This window comes from Flavobacterium saccharophilum (assembly GCF_900142735.1).
GTDB lineage: Bacteria > Bacteroidota > Bacteroidia > Flavobacteriales > Flavobacteriaceae > Flavobacterium > Flavobacterium saccharophilum.
Genome location: NZ_FRBY01000007.1, coordinates 222,935 through 238,519, shown reverse-complemented (window position 1 = coordinate 238,519; position 15,585 = coordinate 222,935). Strand labels below are relative to the sequence as shown.

The 15,585-nt window shown below is 32.1% G+C and carries 11 protein-coding genes; 2 read left to right on the top strand and 9 right to left on the bottom strand.

The features are described 5' to 3' along the window. Positions 1 to 125: 125 nt before the first annotated feature. The 6 genes from BUA98_RS21510 to BUA98_RS21485 form a co-directional block, all read right to left on the bottom strand. Positions 126 to 1,739, bottom strand: coding sequence for a glycoside hydrolase family 3 protein (locus BUA98_RS21510; RefSeq protein WP_072975958.1), 1,614 nt, complete (start codon positions 1,737 to 1,739; stop codon positions 126 to 128). 2 nt (positions 1,740 to 1,741) lie between these two features. Beyond that, positions 1,742 to 2,191, bottom strand: a complete 450-nt coding sequence (locus BUA98_RS21505) for a GNAT family N-acetyltransferase (protein WP_072975956.1) — start codon at positions 2,189 to 2,191, stop codon at positions 1,742 to 1,744. Positions 2,192 to 2,338: 147 nt separating this feature from the next. Further along, positions 2,339 to 2,680: a tetratricopeptide repeat protein gene (locus BUA98_RS21500; protein ID WP_056188821.1), complete on the bottom strand. Its 342-nt coding sequence runs from the start codon at positions 2,678 to 2,680 to the stop codon at positions 2,339 to 2,341. A 22-nt stretch (positions 2,681 to 2,702) separates the two neighbouring features. Beyond that, a complete protein-coding gene (locus BUA98_RS21495; RefSeq protein WP_072975954.1) occupies positions 2,703 to 3,974 on the bottom strand; it encodes an MFS transporter in 1,272 nt (423 codons plus the stop codon). Continuing rightward, positions 3,961 to 5,532: a glycoside hydrolase family 10-like protein gene (locus BUA98_RS21490; RefSeq protein ID WP_072975952.1), complete on the bottom strand. Its 1,572-nt coding sequence runs from the start codon at positions 5,530 to 5,532 to the stop codon at positions 3,961 to 3,963. The genes BUA98_RS21495 and BUA98_RS21490 overlap by 14 nt, the downstream gene beginning before the upstream one ends. 317 nt (positions 5,533 to 5,849) lie before the next feature. After that, positions 5,850 to 7,058, bottom strand: coding sequence for an anhydro-N-acetylmuramic acid kinase (locus tag BUA98_RS21485; protein WP_072975951.1), 1,209 nt, complete (start codon positions 7,056 to 7,058; stop codon positions 5,850 to 5,852). Between the two features lie 396 nt (positions 7,059 to 7,454). Between BUA98_RS21485 and BUA98_RS21480 the strand changes: the two genes are divergently transcribed. Next, positions 7,455 to 10,280: an NACHT domain-containing protein gene (locus tag BUA98_RS21480; RefSeq protein ID WP_072975949.1), complete on the top strand. Its 2,826-nt coding sequence runs from the start codon at positions 7,455 to 7,457 to the stop codon at positions 10,278 to 10,280. 335 nt (positions 10,281 to 10,615) lie between these two features. Continuing rightward, positions 10,616 to 10,837 (top strand): hypothetical protein, encoded by a 222-nt coding sequence (locus BUA98_RS21475; protein WP_072975947.1) that lies wholly within the window; start codon positions 10,616 to 10,618, stop codon positions 10,835 to 10,837. A gap of 141 nt (positions 10,838 to 10,978) precedes the next feature. Here BUA98_RS21475 and BUA98_RS21470 read toward each other — a convergent pair whose 3' ends face one another. Genes BUA98_RS21470 through BUA98_RS21460 form a run of 3 tightly spaced genes read right to left on the bottom strand, consistent with a single transcriptional unit; the run spans position 10,979 to position 15,583 of the window. After that, positions 10,979 to 11,926, bottom strand: coding sequence for a hypothetical protein (locus BUA98_RS21470; RefSeq protein WP_072975945.1), 948 nt, complete (start codon positions 11,924 to 11,926; stop codon positions 10,979 to 10,981). Between the two features lie 27 nt (positions 11,927 to 11,953). Then, complete coding sequence (locus tag BUA98_RS21465; RefSeq protein WP_072975943.1) at positions 11,954 to 12,928, bottom strand: hypothetical protein; 975 nt, start codon at positions 12,926 to 12,928, stop codon at positions 11,954 to 11,956. Between the two features lie 12 nt (positions 12,929 to 12,940). Further along, on the bottom strand, positions 12,941 to 15,583 hold the full coding sequence (locus BUA98_RS21460; RefSeq protein WP_072975941.1) for a glycoside hydrolase family protein: 2,643 nt from the start codon (positions 15,581 to 15,583) through the stop codon (positions 12,941 to 12,943). Positions 15,584 to 15,585: the final 2 nt, after the last annotated feature.

Below are 15,585 nucleotides of genomic sequence, written 5' to 3'. Positions count from 1 at the left end.
AAAGTTAAAAATTTATTTGTGGTGCAAAAGTAGCGTATAAGTAGAGTTACTTACAATAAGATGTAATTATAAATATTTATTAAGTGATAGTATTTAGTTATGGCACTAGATAGAGTTCTTGTAAGTTATTGAAGGTCAATATTTACAGGAAGAATTCCGTTACAGATTTTATTTTCAAGAAATTGAATTCCTGCATTTTTTTGAAATTCTTCAAAATCTTGATACACCTGAATGAGTCCTGAAGCCTTTGAAAGATTCGGAATAATTGGTAAAACGTACGGATTTCCGAAAACGTAGACAATGCATTTTTTGGTTTGAAGCAATTCTGAAAGCAATGCTAAAACTTCGTCATTTATTTCGAAATTGTTCATTGGTTTTGCCTTTGGAACAAATAAGGAAATCAGAATCGTTTCGAAATTTTCAAGCTCTTTTTTGATTTTGGAAATATCTGAGACTTCTAAATTTTCAAAAGCAAATTCTGGTGCTTTTAGTTTTGAATTTATAGTTTGGAAGAACGTATTTTCGACATTTTTATACAAACTCAATTTAGCTAATTGATTGTTTTTCTGTGCTTCGTAAGCCAATTCTGTATTTGAATTGTCAATGATTTTGGTGATCGAATCCTGAGCGATTTCTAAATTAAGTTCTGATGCTTTTTTGAAGTTTAATTCGCCTGAGGTAAAGTTGTTTTCAGATAATATTCCAACTTTTTTCTTTGCCTTCATGATTCTGTTGAAGCTTTCTTCGATTCTTTCCGGTGAAGCATTTTTAAGAATCGCTTCAATTCCTTCGGGAACATTTTCGGCAAAACATAAAACATCGTTTCCGGCGTTGAACGCTTCCCATTCTAAATCGCCTTTTGTTTCGTATAATTTAGAAACGCTGTGCATGTTTAAGGCATCAGAAATAACTAAACCATCGTAACCCAATTTCTCGCGTAAAAGCGTCTGAATAACTGCTTTTGACAAAGTTGCCGAAGTATCTTTTCCGTCATTTAAACTCGGAACTGCCAAATGTCCAATCATAATCGAGTCGACATTGTTTTCGATTCCTTTGATGAACGGATATAATTCGTTTTCTAATAATTCTTCTAAAGTTTCTTTTAAAACCGGCAATCCCAAATGCGAATCGACATTGGTATTTCCGTGTCCGGGAAAGTGTTTCAGACAGCCTAAAACGCCAACTTCCGACATTCCGTTTAAATATTCTACCGCAAAATGGGCAACCTTTTCTTTGTTTTCTCCAAAAGAACGATACCCAATAACCGGATTATTCGGATTGTTATTAATATCTGCCAGAGGCGATAAATTATAATGAATTCCGGCCGCTTTTAAATCTAAACCAATTTGTTTTCCAACCTCGTAAACTAGATCCGATTTACTTTCCGGTAAAGCACCAAGGGTAATCGCGTACGGATATTGCGGTGTTTTTTCTATGCGCATGGCTAAACCCCATTCGGCATCGATACTGATTAAAAGTGGAGTAGAAGCCGACTTTTGGTAACGAACAATTAGTTCTTTGATTTTTTGATAACTGTCATCATTAAAAACAACTTTTTTCTTGCTTTCATAATTCGTTGCCGCGCTCGCACGGCTGTGAAAAAAAGTCAGCCCGCCAATGTTGTGTTCTTTTATTAAACGTTCGGTTTCCTGAATATTTTCTTCGGTATCGTTGATGAAAACAGCGGGAAAAAAGAATTGTCCCACTTTTTGTCTTAATGCTTCAGCTGTCATTTTCATTATTATAAAGTCTTTTTCATGCAAACACTGTTATCCATTGTTTCGTAAGGCGGATAATTTGGAATGATAGAGTAATCTTGCTTTTGATATAAATTTATTGCTTCCGGCTGATTTTTTCCGGTTTCCAGAATTGTATAGGCATAACCAACTTCTTTCGCCCAAATTTCCAATTCTTTAAGGATGGCAGATGCAATTCCTTTTTTTCGATGATCCGGATGAACGTACATTCGTTTAATTTCGGTTGTGCCGCTTTCTTTTTCACGAAAAGCACCACATCCTGCAGGAACACCGTTTTCATAATAAACGATAGTATGTTTTATCTTATCCGTTTTATTAAACTGATTGTAAAAGGCGTGATCTTCTCCGTCTCTAATTGCTAAATCTTTATCTAATAAAGCAACGAGATTTTTAAAATCAGTATCGTCAGAGTTTGTTCTTTTTAAGGTAATCATGATGGTATAAAAAAAGTTTCTTTGTTTTTTACCATTACAGCTATTAAGTTCATAAAGCTTGGCTTAAATTACTTAATATCTTAATGGTGAAAAGAAAATTAAGTTTAATTTTAATGAAAAACAGTTACGGTTACTATATGTTATATACTACTTCAACTTTGCTTTCTTTTGCTTAGCCAGTTGTTTTTTAGTTTCAATTGCTTTTTCTAATCGGTTTTTGAAACGGAAAAGTTTCGGTAAACCTTCTAGTCGGTCTTCAAGTGTGATTTCTTCAAAAACAATAATAGCTTTTTCGAGTACCCGAATTTCGTTGTCAATATCATTTTGGTTTTTGTAGATCGTAGCTAACCGATCATAAGGATGATTTCCTTTAAAGCTTTCCGCGACATTTTCTTCATATACTTCAATTGCTTTTTCAAAATCTCCTGTTTTCTCGAACTCAGCTCCTTTTAGGTTGCGTTCGGCTTGCAGATTTTCGTTGAATTCCATATTTAAGATGTTTGATTTGGGGTTAAACTTCTTCAGATTTTTTCCCAAAGTCTTTCGGGAAAATTAAAAAGCGCGAAAGAATCAATCCCGGAATTGTCGCCAGCAAAACCCAGATAAAGAAATTTCCGTAGCCTAAATATTGTTGTATATAGCCGCTTAACATTCCCGGCAGCATCATTCCTAAAGCCATAAATCCGGTTGCCAATGCGTAATGTGCTGTTTTTGATTCTCCTTCGGCAACATGAATTAAGAACATCATAAAAGCGGTGAAACCAAAACCGTATCCAAATTGCTCTAAAATTACCACAGCATAAATATAATAAATAGAAGCAGGGTGGAAAAAAGCCAATAAAATAAATCCGATAATAGGAAGGTGCATCGCTAAAAACATGGGAAACATCCATTTGGTCAAACCTTGTTTCGAAATAGCGATTCCGCCCAAAATTCCACCTAAAGTTAAAGCTCCAACGCCAAAAGTTCCGTAAATTATTCCAACAGCTTCGGTATCTAAAGCCATTCCGCCAAGATCTTTGTTGTCCAATAAAAACGGACTTAGCATTTTAAGTAATTGGGATTCTCCTAAACGGAATAACAAAATAAAAGCCAATACCAATCCGATTTGTTTTTTCTTAAAGAAACTGATAAAGATCGTGGCAAAATTTTGATGATGAACTTCTGTATTGTTTTCTCCAGTATTGATTTCATTTTTTGGAGTAAAAACGAAATTATAAATTGTGATAACCGTCATTAACAAACCAACCGCAATCATCGTGTACGACCATGCTTTGGTATTGTCACCATATTTATGTTCCAGATATCCTGCAAATAACACGATTAATCCGTTTCCGGCTAAAAGTGAAAGTCGGTAAAAAGTACTTCTGATTCCGAGGAAAAACGATTGCTGTTCTTTTGGTAAAACCAACAAATAAAATCCGTCACTGGCAATATCGTTAGAAGCCGAAGCAAAAGCTGCAACCCAAAAGATCGCCAATGTCATGATGAAAAAACCACTAGCCGGAATGGTGAAACCGACCAGCAAAAACGCAATCGAAATAAGCAATTGCATTGATAAAAACCATTTTCTTTTGGTTCCGTTCAATTCAATAAACGGACTCCAAAGTGGTTTGATAACCCAGGGCAGATATAATAAACTGGTGTAAACTCCAATGTCTTCATTAGAGATTCCGAGATTTTTGTACATGATAACCGAAACGGAAATGATGACGGCGTAAGGCAGTCCAGACGCAAAATTTAAAAGCGGAATCCAATACCAGGGTTTATTATCTGTTTTCATTTGGTTGATTAGGGTAAGCTATTTTAAATGGCTTTTTTAAGTCAATAATAGTAGGTGTACTTTCGTTTGCAAAATAATCAATAAATGTTACAGCGCAAGCTTTATACGGATTCATTTTTGCAGCAGTAGCCGAAATTAAAATATCCCCGGTGTCTTGGCGAACTACCACTTTGTCGATGATTTGGCGGGCATCATTAATATCGATTTTCGAAATATGATCTGCACCGTAAAGTACCATATAGCGCACTTTGGTATTCAACGGATCCTTAATAGTGAACCTGTATTTCAAACTGTCCTGTGCAAATTCTGTGACTACCGGAGTATCAATAATCACATGTTTTAAATTTGGAACCGGAGCCGGAAGCGCAGGATATTTATATTGATTTTCTTCTAAAAGACGCACAATATCAAAGTTTTTGTCTGTAAACCATTTGGCGCTGAAATAGGCACTTCCGCCTACTTTTTTGAAACTTCTGGCGTAATCAATTTGAGTTGGAATTTCAGTTAAATAGTTCCAGCTTTTATCAGCATCACCTCTGATTTTGTAGGATGCGTGACCAATATACAGTGCGGTATTATTTGAGTTTTCAGACCACCATTTTACCAATTTAGAGTAAGAAGCTCTCGGATTATTCATACTCCAGTACAATTGCGGCATGATATAATCGATCCATTTTTGGTCCATCCATAAAACAGGGTCTGCGTATAAATCGTCGTAGTTTGAAGTTGATTGTGTTTCAGAACCTTTTGGATCCTGTGATTTATTTCTCCAAACGCCAAACGGACTAATTCCGAATTGTACCCACGGTTTGCTTGCTTTTATAGTCGTAGAAATCGTGTGTACAAAGTTGCTCACATTCGCACGACGCCAATCGGCAAGGCTTAAGCCAGCTCCGTATTTTTTGTACGATGCGTTGTCGTTAAATGTTTTTCCGGGAACGGTGTAAGGGTAGAAGTAATCATCAAAATGAATCGCGTCGATATCGTATTTATCTACGACTTCTTTTACGACTTTCGTCAAATGTTCCTGAACTTCAGGCAACGCAGGATCGTAATATATTTTTCCGGCGTATTCGATCATCCATTCCGGATGTTTGAAAATGTCGTGAGTTGGACTCAATTGTTGTTTGTTTAAATCGAAAGTCGCACGATACGGATTCAGCCAGGCGTGAAATTCAAAACCTCTGGTATGTGCTTCCTCAATCATCCAGGCCAATGCATCGTAATACGGATTTGGAGCCTGACCTTCTTTACCCGTTAAAAAACGCGACCAAGGAGCTAATTCTGAAGGATAAAAAGCATCTCCAACACTACGAATCTGAACAATTACCGCATTATAATTTAATTTTTTATACGCTTCTAAAGTGGCAATATAGTCTGCTTTTTCTTTGGCAACACCGTCTTGCGCTGTTTTTGGCCAGTCGATATTGACGACGGTGGCGATCCACACCCCTCTAAATTCGTTTTTAGGATGTAGTAATTTTTCCTGCGCGTTGGATGTCCATCCTAAGAAAAGTAAGAATATGATAGAGAATAGTAGTGGCTGATTTTTATGCATTGCAATCTTTTTTAACAGAAACCAAAAATAGTTTTTTTAGCTGATTATCGTAAATAATTAATAGATTATAATTTTAACGGTATTAATTTGAATTTCTTATACGTGGTTTTTTGCCACGAAGGCGCAAAGGCACAAAGGTTTTTTTAAAATTGCGCTAAATTTCACGCAGATTATGCAGATTAAAGCAGATTTAATTTGGATTCAACTATAATAAAATCTGCGTTCATCTGCTTAAATCTTTTTAAAATCTGCGTGAAATTTTTTAAACCACACAGCAAACAAAAACTTAGTGCCTTTGTGCCTTCGTGGCAAACCCATTAATCCGGTAAGGAAATTTTTCCCATTGTGATGGAGGGAATTCCTTTTTTTGTGCCAAAGTTATAATCTCCGCCGGCAACCGTTTCGTTGGCTAAAACGGCAAATAAAACCGCTTCTTTTGCGTCGCCTGAAATGCCGAGATCGTCGCTTTTTTTGAACGGGCACGACAATAATTCCTTAAGCCATTTAACCAATAACGGATTGCTTGCGCCTCCTCCGGACATATAAACCGTAAAATCTTCGATAGGCGTTCCTGTGTTTTTTACGACAAACAGAATCGCTTCTGCAATCGTTTCGGCGCTTAGTCTTGTTAAAGTGGCAAGCAAATCTGGTGCCGAAATATTTTCGAGTTTGGTTTTTGCCAAAGCCGAATCGACAAAAGCTTTATTGAATAATTCCTGACCGATGGTTTTTGGGAAGCTTTTCCGGAAGAAAGCATTGCTTTTTAATTCTGTTAAAAGGGTTTGGTGTACGGTTCCGGTTTGGGCGATTTCGGCATCTTTATCGTAACTTTTTTCAGGAAAAAAGTGTTTCGTAAAAATGTCGATTAAGGTATTGGCAGTTCCGGTATCGGTTACAAAAACGTCGCCGGCGTTTTGCGAAGCGGGTAAATAAGTAAAATTCGCGATGCCGCCCATGTTGAGCATAATGCGGTTTTCACCTTTTTTGCTGAACAATAAATAATCGCCATAAACCGCCAAAGGTGCGCCTTCGCCACCGCCAGCCACATGCTTTTGCCTGAAATCGGATAAGGTTATAATTCCGGTTTTTACGGCAATATGATCACCGTCGCCAATTTGTAAAGTGGCATTGGGGAATTTTTTCTGTTGATGCAAAAACTTTGGAGCGTGCAAAACCGTTTGACCGTGCGAGGCAATTAAGTCGACTTCGTGAGCGGGAATATTCCATTTTTGAAGACAATCGTTGACCATGCCGGCGTGCAAAAGACCGATCCATTCGTTTAATAAAGCCAAATGCTGAAAATCGATGGTTTTCTGGGCAAACACTTTACGGATTTCGGTTTTAATGTCTTCGGTATAATTGATGGTTTCGAATTCCAGAATTTTTACAGCCGTATTTTCGCCTGCACCAGAAATAGCACAAAGCGCAATATCCAATCCGTCAAGCGAAGTACCGGACATTAAACCTATTATTTTTCGGGTCTTTTTTTGAGCGATTTCAAAAAGGGCACTTATATTTTTATTCATTAAAATGAGGTTTTAAGGAAATGTTGTATTTGGTACTGCTAAAATGGGATTTATTTGGGGATAAATTTAGGGAAAGTTGGGGATTTTTTTGGGTTGGGAAAAAGGAGTATTTGTACTTGGTTGTTTGGGATTGTTTATTGATATTTTTGAAGTATAAGATTTTCTTTTTTAGAATATGATTTTGATAAATTTATTTTAAAAATAAGTAAATTAGAATAAACTGTAGTTTATAAATAATAAAATTCATGATTAATAAATAAAAATTAATTTTACTTTAGTTCTCGTTGTTCGTATTTATATTAGAACAAATAAAACTGTAATCTTGCATAAAAGCAATGAATTAAATATTACTAAGTCAAAGGAGTAACAATTAAAAAAGGAATTAAAACATAAAATATGATATTTACTGTAACATCAATTGCTTTTGGCACATGGCTATTAGAAAAAATAAAGGATAAAGGTTTTGACGAACTTTACTCTGAGTTAAGTACTTCAGACGAAATTAATAAAGCTTTTGTCAAAGCGGTTGATTCAGTATCGGCGGTATTACAACATAAACATCCTAACATCTTGGGAGGACGTATGGAATATTTTTTTAAAAGTGAAAATGTTTTTAAAGAACTTATCAAGTTAACTTTTATAAATTCTACAGTTAATTTAGACATAATAGCAAATAGCTTTGACACAGATACATTACCTCCAAATTTTATACTTGAATTTATTCACGAATTAAGGCAGGAACTTTTAAAAGATAGACAATTATCTCAAATTATTTCTAATAAGGAACTTTTTATACTAATTACAGGAATAAGTAATGAGGTTCATTCTATTGCTGCAAATTCAAATTTAACATTAGAGGAAATAAAATCAATTCGGGGTTTAATGCAACAGCGTATTGGTAATAATTTTTTATTAAGTGATTTTTTAAAAAAATATGCTGAAAATGCAATCAATAATTTATCTCAAATCAATTTCTTAGGACTTGGAGTCGGGGCCGATATTTCAAAAAAAATTAACCGCAAAAATTTGGAAGACATTTTTGTCAAACCTAATTTTAAAATAAATGAAAATAAATATTTAAAATCTAATGAACAGCTTCACTTAAAACTAGCATATCATGATTTTGAGATAAACTACAGTGATATATTTAATAGTTGCAATAAAATGGTAATTCTAGGCAATCCTGGATCTGGTAAATCATTATTGATAAAATCAATCATTTGTAGTATTTTGGATAATAAATCTGATTTTAAAAATAAAGATATCATTAAATACATACCTTTTAGAATTGAATTACGAAAATATTTGGCATACAAAAAGCAACACAGGGGAAATATAATTAAATACCTAAATTCATTATTAGAGGAAGAGTATGCTATAACGCAAATGACTGAAATTCTTTTAGAGAAAATTCTACATGAAAATAAAAATATCATTTTTTTTGATGGATTAGATGAGATTTTTAAGATTGAGGATAAAATTGAAATTAAGAATGATATTGAAAATTTTCATACATCATTTCCTTTATCTAACTTAATAGTTACATCAAGAATAATTGGATATGAAGAAGCTAAACTAAATGAAGAAGAATTTGTAGAATTAAATATTCAGAATTTTAAAGATGATCAAATCGAAGAATATCTTAAAAAATGGTACGAAAAAGAAGAAGATGTTGAAGAGAGAAGAAATGATGAAATTTATGGATTTTTAGACAAAAAGCATGAGATAGACCGCGAATTAGTTTCAAATCCTTTACTTCTTTCTTTAATTGTGATTATTTATAGAAATACATTGGCACTACCTGATTCTAAACTTGAAATTTATCAAAGTTGTACTAAAACATTAGTTGAAAAGTGGGATGCAAGCAAAAAAGATTTTGAAATTAATTTAGATCAAATAATCTATAAAAAAAGAGAGAATATTTTAGCAGATCTAGCTTTTTGGCAGTATCAGGAATTAAGTGGAGATGAGATAAAAATAACATTTGAAAAAGTGCTTAGTAATGTTGCAGCTTCCCTCGAAAGACTTAAGATAGTCGATGAAACAGAGTCATATAATTTTGCGGAACAATTTATGAACTATGCGCAAAAAAGATCTATATATTTTGAAAATAATTTTACTCATAAAACTTTTTTAGAATATTATTCAGCTTATTGGATATATTCGAATATTGAGAAAAAAAACAAAACTGTAGAACGTAATCTAATAATTGCAAAGTATATAGATAATTCTTTTTGGCATATCGTATTAGAGTTATTACTTAATATGATAGATAAAAATCAGGCTGATAATGAAATGATGGATGAACTAATCAATTTTCAAATTAAGGAAGATGTTAAATCTCTGCCCTTCATTTTATCAACTATTGACAGCTATAAAAATGTAAGCAAAGAATGTATTGCAAATTCAATTAATACTGCAATTGATTTTTTATTAAGTGATCACAATTCAAATAATTTTTCACATAAAGATAATTTTCATTTTAAAGTTTTTGAGGCTATTAAAAATTTATTAGCTATAGGGAAATTAAGTTCACATATTTTAGAGAAGTTGATTCAAATTGAAGAGAGTGGTCAGAATATAGATTTGCTATATGCTCTTTATTACGAAATTGATTTAATAAATACAGATACTGATAAAGACTCTGTATTCAGATTAAAAAATAGAGAACTTTTAGATATCACTATAAATAACAATAAATTTCTTTATATTTCTTCTTGTTATAATATTCGAGCAAAAGAGAATAGAGAAAATTATTTTCAAACAGTAGATTATTTTTTAACCCAATTTGGTGTCGAAAATTTCTTTTTGGCAATTCCTTTTTATTTCTCTGATAATTCTTATTTACCAATGATATACTACTATCTTAGAGAGCAGATAAAACAAGATAATATCTTTGATATATCTAAAAATTTGGAATTTTTATTTGAAAAAGGAGTTCAAGTGGATGATATTATTGATTTTCTATCAAGTAGCGATTTACATTATTCAACTCAGAGCTTAAACGAATCAATACTTCAGGTTTTCGATAATGATGACAATCAAATTATTAATTTAATATTATTGCTTATACTGTTTACAAGTAGGTATGATACAACTAAGATTAAAGAATGGTCTATCGGAAAAAAGAAAGAACATATAATTCTAAAAATAGATTCTATTCCAATGGATGATAGAGTATCTGAAATTTTCAAAATTTTTAATTACACAAAAATGAAATAGTATAAATCTGTACTATCGTATATATTCGATAATACAAATTTGCAAATCTGCGCTAGCAGAATTGCAATCCGTGCCCGTAAAGAAACTAAACAAAAAACCTCGATCTTTTTAAAATCGAGGTTTTTCCATTTATTATAAAATCAAAATCTTATTCCAAACTCAAATAAGGATTTAAAACTTCGGCTAATTCGTTCAACCAAAAAAAGCTGTTTTCTAAAGTGTTTATTTGGGTTTGAAGGGTTTCATGTTCCCTCATCAATTAGGATAAAATCAATATTATCATCTGATTGAAAAATATTTTTCTTAAATTAGAGAAACAATTAAATTCAAAAAACATGAATCCATCAAAAATAATAGGAATAATTCTAATCGTTATTAGTCTCGGTGTGGGATATATAGGTATCAACAAAATAGCTGATAATACAAAAGAAATTAATTTATTAGGACTAAAAATTAATGCTTCCAACGAATCCGGTAAACAACAGGGATACCTTTATTTAGGGCTGGGCATCATTTTACTTGTGGGAGGAATTTACACTGTCAACAAATCAAAATAAAGTGCTGTAAGTAGGGATTGTAAATATTGCATGAGGGCATTGTAGGGTGTCTTGTGGAACCGCCATATGTTATAAGTTAGTTTTTCTAATAAATAAAAAAGCGAGATTGTTTCTTTTAAATGAATAATCTCGCAGAGTGTTTTAAGATTTTACAAAAATACCTTCTTGATTTATTTTGTACTTTGTAAATTCCTTTGATTCAATTTTTCCATTATAAATTTCTATTGTCTGAATCTCAATAATATACTTTTCATCTATTGAAAAGGTTGTTATAGTTTTTCTTTCAGTTTGTTCTGGTTCTCCCCATTCTCCCTCAACATATAAATTTGAGATGACTTTATTATCTTTTATGGTCAGCAGATAAAATCTATAAGGGAAGTCGCCACAATCCTGCGGAACAAGAATTAAATTTATATTGTTTTTTGACAGCAATGGTAAATATCTCACTTCTTGATCTCCGCATGAAAAATCATCAAGCCCTTTAATTAAATTTTCTTTTATCATATAATATTTGACATTATCAACATCAATTTTTTTACTGTAAGGTAATTGGATATTTACACTTTCTAAGTTACTTTGATTGTCTAATTTTTTATCCTCAGTGCTTGCAAAACAATAATATTGTTTATCATAAAAAAACAATTTATTATCAACTACAAATAATTCATTGAAGGGAAACAAGCATCCTTCTTCAGTAAGGTCTCCATTTGCATTTGATATTACAATTATTTCATTTATCGTATTTAAATTGTAATCTTTCCCAAGCTTTTCTCTTATTTCATTTGCTGTTTTGTCACTTTTAAAATACTTTTTGAAAGTAGTTTTTTCCTGCACTATTTCTCCTTGGCATTTTAAATGGTTTGCATTTAAAATCTTTATCGAATCATTGCTTATCAAGATTGTAAAGTTTTTATAAGATTTGTCAAAATTCAATGAAGAAAAATACCAAGTTTTGTATTCGGAATTATGATTATGTTTTACATTTCCTGTAACCTCTTTTTTGTCATTATATGTTGTTTTAGGGTTGTCATTTTTTTTGCAACTAATAAAAAGAAAAAAGAAAATACTGAGTAGTTTAATAAATTTCATGCTTTGTACTTTTCTACCTGATAGGGATTATTTGATAATTACTATTACTCCCTTATCATCTATCTTAAACTTTTCTGTTTTTAAAGTTTTAAAGTCTTCACCGCTTTTTGTTTTAGTATTTAAACTAAAAACATAATCCTTATTAATATCAAATTGAGTAAATTCAGAAACTGTATTTGGTTCATCACCTTCTTTAGCAAAACCAACATCCTTTTTAGTAATAACTTTATTATTTTTTAATGTTACTAACGTATATGTAAAGTCGTCAAAATTAAAGTTTCCTATAATAAAAATTTTGATTCCATTGATATCAGGTAATCTGATATAATCTTTAGTTTTTAAATTTGCTATATTACAATCTAATTCATTCCATACATTATTACCATCTATGATAGTGTTTGTAATTGGTAAACTTGTAATTTTAGTATTAGAGAAGCAATCGCCTTGATTTTCAGTAATCCCTTTTTTAAAAAAAACTAAATAATCATCGAAAACAATAATTAAAGTGTTGTCAATAAGTAAGATTTCATCCCATGGATTTTTACAAGTTTTTTCTGGGTATAGTGATTGATAAACTGTAATTTCACTTCCCAATTTTATACCGTTTTTTGCAAATATAGACTCATATAATTGAGCAGTTTTAGTGCTTTCAAAATATTTTATTGGAGTTTTAGTACTTTTATAATATTCATACGTGCATAAATTACCCACTTTAAGTTTCTTGTCATCAATTTCAATTTTTAAGTTTTTAAATTGATTTATTATCTCAATTTTTTCTTTTGTCGAAGTTTCCGAAATCGATGATTCTGAAGTTTTATAAAAAGCCCAATTTGCTACTTCATTAGTAGATGTTTTCTCTTTATTTGCTCCAAGAGATTTGTTAGAATCTTTTGATGTTTCTGTATTTACATTCTCTAGTTTATTTGTACTTAGCAAGTTTTCGTTTTTCTTGCAATTCGATAGTAACAAAGCTAAGATTGTAATTCCTAATATTCTTTTCATAATTTATTTTAATTAGTGTTTTGAATCATATATATTATTTAAAAACATATTGTTTTCAGCTTTTCTTCTTTTTACGAGACCTGCTAAACCGCCACTTGTGACATCCAAAAACTCTTTTGCACCTTCTTCGTATTCCTTATTTAAAAGATGTTTATGAAGTTTTGGCGCTTTCTTTTTTACAAAAAAGTTTTCGCCACAATTAAACAAAAAGCTTACTAAAGCATCAAATTCATATTGATATAATGGGACTGTTACATCGCGTTGTACAGCCTTTTCAAAATCAACAAGTCTTAAATCAAATAATTGCAAAGCTCTTTCTTTAGTTATTCCGTTTTTAAATTCTTGAGATTCAGAGCCATTACATGGTCCTAAATGAACTAAATGCCCATACCCAATTGTACAGTGATGGTCTTCAGAATCATCATTATAAAGATTTGGTTTGAATTTTTCCCAATCTTTAATAAATTGTTTGCCCTTACCAGATGTTTTTAATTTTTTGGGATCAATTCTTTTATTATTCGAATCATTTTCTATAGGTTTTTTATTTGAATTATTTCCTGCAGAGTTGCACATACAAGTGTTTAAGAATCCAAGTTTCTTTGCCAATTCTAATAGTGATCCATTTATTACTTTTTCTTGTGTTTTTACAAAATATTTATCATCTAAATATTCATTATCAAACTCACGTACATCTAAATGTATCCAACTGTAAGTATGGCCATCGCTTAAACCTATTGGTTCTATCGAAAAATTATTTTTTCCGTCAACCCATTGATATTTTGCTTTTAAATATTTTGAATAAAATTTTTCATTTATTTCATTTAGTAATGAAATGTTTGATCCTTTCTTACCTTGAATAGGAACACCATTTTTACTAAATTGAATATCTACAGCTTTTCCCATATGGTTTGTACTTCTCCTAGGGACAGAATTATTATGTTCCCAACATCTATATCCAGCAGTTTTCCACATATATTTATAAACATTTTGGTTGCTTATATAAAACCTTAATGTACTTATGCCCCACAATAATGATCTATGGATTCCTGGTCTTTCATATTTGTGAAATCGTTCAATCCTTGAAGATGATGAATATTCTCTTTTATATCTTCCTTTTCCAAAACCAGAACATTTGCTTTGAATTGAACTTACATTTTTACATAGACAAGTATATTCTGTTATTTTCTCTCCCCATTTTTCACAAAACTCATCAATAGCTTTCAATACATTTCCACAAATTTTTCCAGTTTCAGGAACTTTCATATAATCGCGCTGAAATTGTTTGATCATTTTTTCTGTTCGGTCAGTAAATTCATCTGTCGGTACATTGCCTCCAAAACCTGCTAAACGAATATTTATTTCTCTTATTAAATCGCTTTTATCTCCTTTTTTAATGCAATATTTCTCGCCGCAATTTTCCTCTTTCTTCTCCTTTTTTTCAGGCATATCAACCTTCAAAACCTTATTAAAAATTTCAAAAGAATACTGCTTAAAAACAGTAGCATCAACATCAACAATAGCACTTTTTGTAAAGGCATGAGTTTGCAAAACTTCAACTTCTGCAAATAATTCCTGGTCATTTCCTTCTGCTAAATAATTCCCGCCCCAACTTCTTGGTATTGTATTGAGGGAAACCACTATTGCATGCAAATTTGATTGAATGGTAAATTCCTTTTGGAACAATAAATCATCTTTCCCGTAATCGTCATCAAACAATTTAATGCGAACTTCTTTGCCAATCAAATTGCTTGAATTGATCCAAACCTTTATTTGTTTTTCTCTAAGTCTTCCTTTTATTGCATGTCCTGATGTGTCAGTAATATTCACGCTATTAATATTGCCTTTTGCTGGTGCGGCAACAGGTGGTTTGTCGGATTTTGGCAATTCCTTTTTAGGCTGATTTGCAGTTGTGTTACTTGGGGGTAATTTTGGCCTTGTTTTGCTTTTGTATGGAGCCACGGGTGCTTCCGGAGCGTTGACATTAACATTGTTGCTGGCTGTTTTTTCTCTGTTGTACTCTGCCGTCACATAATATTCGTGAATCTTATCATTTTCAGGACCGCCTTTTGTGGCAATCTTTGCAAAACTTGGACTCAATAGAAAATCAATATCTGCTTTTCCAAAATGGACAATTGCAGAGCGCGTTTCTATGAAATTTTTTTCATTGTCTTTGCTGTGTCTAGCTCCTTTTACATCATCTTCCCAAAGGGTAACATGTACACGGCGCTTTTCCATGTTCAGACAAAATACTCTGGCCTTGACTGTTTGCCCGTACGCCAGACGCCCTGTTATTTTACTGCCGTTTTTATCCAATAACTCGACATGATCTATTTTTGGATGGGCAGGTAATGGCTTAATGTCAAGTCTGGCGACTTTCTCGCCTTTTCTTGCCAATAAACGAATGCCTTTTCTGGTTAGGCTTTTCTCGAAGAAGGTATAAGTGACTTGCTTTCCTGTTTTATCATTTTCTTTTGTTTTGCGCCATTTGCCGAACTCCAAAACATACACTTCCCATTTTACTTGATTTTCTGGGCTTTTTGGTATATAAACAAATTCCTGACTTGGGGAAATCTCCGAAAAAAAATCGCTTATGGTATAAAATTCTAAAACACCAACCACAGGATTAGGGTTTCCAATTATTTTAAAATCTGACATGT